Origin of the sequence: Limnochorda sp., from assembly GCF_047459355.1 — a bacterium.
Taxonomy (GTDB): Bacteria; Bacillota; Limnochordia; order Limnochordales; family Limnochordaceae; genus Limnochorda.
The window spans coordinates 1-2,188 of the sequence record NZ_VSCV01000071.1 but is presented as its reverse complement, the minus strand read 5'-3'; the positions used below and the strand labels follow the sequence as shown (position 1 = coordinate 2,188).

Below are 2,188 nucleotides of genomic sequence, written 5' to 3'. Positions count from 1 at the left end.
CCTCAGGACCGCCGCCGAACCTTTCCTCATCTTTGTCCAGGATTGACATGAGGTTTCCTCGAAGGAGAAGAAGGGGGCTGGGGAACGGACGGGCGAGGTGGGTCTCTGTGCAGAGTCGGCGCTGGGACGAGCGGATCCACGGGTGGAGGGCGCATTTGGCGAGCATAAAGCGGCGCTTGGGCCTGGCCCGCTCCCACCCGTTGCCCAAGGCTGGCAACCGGGCCCAGCCCCTCAACTACCTGAGGGTCCACCGGGCCATCTCGGACGCTACCCACACCCTGGACCGGGAAGAGCTCTTGGATCGGACGGTGGACGGCCTCCAAGCCCTCTTCCCCGACGACTTCGTCTGGATCTTCCTCCTGGAGGGCGACCGCCTCCGGGTTCACCGTTTCCTGGCCCAAGCTCCGCCGGCTGGCTGCCTGGACGATAGCATGCCCTGCCCCACCGAGCCCGGGGACGAGCTGCCCCTGGATGGCCCCGGGGTGGTGGCCCAGGCGGCTCGTACGGGCCAAAGCATCCGCCTGGACGATGTGCGGCAAGAACCGGGGTACCTTCCCTTCGCCCGGGAGGTGCCCATCCGCTCGGAGCTGGCGGTTCCGATCCAATCGGGGGGCGAGGTGCTCGGTGTGGTCAATCTGGAGAGTACCCGCCCCTTCCGCTATACCGCCCAGGACCAGCGGGAGCTGGCCCACGTCTGCCGCCACCTGGGCACGGCCCTGGCCAACCTCCGCTACCGGGTGCGGGAGCGGCAGACCCTCCTTGAGACCATCACCGCCTTGTCCTCCCTGGTGGAACAGAAAGACGACTACACCGAGGGCCACAGCCAGCGGATCGCGGAGATGGCCGTCGCCGTGGGCATCCGCATGGGCTTGAGCCGGGAGCGGCTGGACCACCTCACCTACGCCGGCATCCTCCACGACATCGGCAAGATCGCCATCCCCGACGCGGTGCTCTGCAAGCAGGGCCCCCTGAATGAGGAGGAGCGGCGGATCATGGAGGAGCACCCCCGGTTGGGCGCCCAGGTCCTGCGGCGGATCCAGGCCCTCCAGCCCGTGGCTGACATCGTGGAGCAGCACCACGAGTGGTGGGACGGCTCCGGGTATCCCAAGGGCCTGGCGGGCGAGGAGATCCTCCTGGAAGCCCGGATCCTCACCGTGGTGGACGCCTTCGACGCCATGACCAGCACCCGCTCCTACCGGCGGGCCCTGCCCCGGGCCGAAGCGATCCGCCGGCTTCAGGCGGGTGCGGGAACTCAGTTTGATCCGAAAGTGGTCGATGTGTTTGTTAGATACATCGCCGCCGATGCCGGGCTCGGGGCCGAGGTGGCTGCCGCCACTGGGGTGCCGGCAGGGGAGAGGGGCTCTCCCTAACGGGATCTCCTTGAGGTGGGCCCGGCCGGCAAGGAGGGCTGGGGATGGCCGCATCGACGGGCTGGGACGAGGCGGTGTACCGAGGGCTAGGTGAGCTGCTGAACCTTCTCGACCAGGCCGAGCCAGATCCAGGGGGCCTCCCCTCCTGGGCCCAGGCCTACCCGGCGGAGCTCTGGCTGGTCCTCCGCCGGGCCGTGGAAAGCCGGAACCTGGATACCTTTTTCACCTGGGTGCGTGAAGCCGTCAACCGCCTTTTCGATCAGAAGGTGTCTTTCCCCCAGGTCCTCGCCCGCCTCACGCCCGCCTGCGAACTGATCAACGTGGTCGTCGAAGCCTACCAAGACGACACCCAGCGAGCCCTCACCGCCGTGCTGGCGCTCAGCCGGATGCACAGCGCCGTGGCCAGCCTCGCGGGCGAGGTGTACGCCGCCCGGCGGGCGGAAGAGGTCCAAGAGGAACAGCGCCGGATCATCCGGGAGCTCTCCACCCCCGTCATCGAGGTGTGGGACGGGGTGCTGGCCATGCCCTTGGTGGGCATGGTGGACAGTGCCCGGGCCAAGCAGATGATGGAGCAGCTCCTTAACCGGATCGTCGAGAGGCAGAGCCGCATCGTGATCCTGGATGTGACGGGCGTCCCCTCCATCGACTCCGGCGTCGCCGACCACCTGATCCGCACCACCCGGGCGGCCCGGCTGGTGGGGGCCCGGAGCATTCTGGCCGGCATCAGCCCCCAGGTGGCCGTCACCCTGGTCCGGATGGGGATCTCCTTTGGGGATCTGGAGACGGTGAGCGACCTCCGCTCGGCGCTCGCCCTGGCC

At 68.6% G+C, this 2,188-nt stretch carries 2 protein-coding genes; both read left to right on the top strand.

Going from position 1 to position 2,188, the window contains the following annotated elements; genetic code table 11:
* Positions 1–155 precede the first annotated feature (155 nt).
* Positions 156–1,370 (top strand): HD-GYP domain-containing protein, encoded by a 1,215-nt coding sequence (locus FWJ67_RS10835; RefSeq protein ID WP_414482820.1) that lies wholly within the window; start codon positions 156–158, stop codon positions 1,368–1,370.
* Positions 1,371–1,414: 44 nt separating this feature from the next.
* A partial coding sequence (locus tag FWJ67_RS10830; RefSeq protein ID WP_414482819.1) for an STAS domain-containing protein occupies positions 1,415–2,188 on the top strand: 774 nt, incomplete at its 3' end.